The organism is Psychrobacter sp. 16-MNA-CIBAN-0192 (assembly GCF_040309565.1).
Taxonomy (GTDB): domain Bacteria; phylum Pseudomonadota; class Gammaproteobacteria; order Pseudomonadales; family Moraxellaceae; genus Psychrobacter.
The window spans coordinates 1-261 of sequence record NZ_JBEOOX010000388.1; the positions used below are offsets into that span (position 1 = coordinate 1).

General features: G+C 39.5%; 1 protein-coding gene. It reads right to left on the reverse strand.

Annotated features, from left to right (window positions below; all coding sequences use genetic code 11):
* Positions 1–237: MmcQ/YjbR family DNA-binding protein (locus AAEY78_RS13690; RefSeq protein ID WP_352339894.1), on the reverse strand; the 237-nt coding region annotated here is incomplete at its 3' end.
* Between the last annotated feature and the right edge of the window lie 24 nt (positions 238–261).

The window sequence follows — 261 nt, forward strand, 5'->3', positions numbered from 1 at the left end:
GCCGGGGATCACTGCAGTAAACATATCTCTTAATGCTAGTGCTTCGTCGGGGTCACATTTTAAATTTAACCACCAAATAGGCTCGCCATTGGCGTCGTTATTATCATCATTACCCAGTGCAAGGGTGGCAAACATTTTATGGTTTACCTTGTAAACATCAACTTCTTTAGAAAAAGGTTGGGTTACTTTAACTAGTGGTTTGTTAACTAAATACTCATGTACAGTTTGTTGGTCCATGATCCATTCCTTGAAGTCATACTC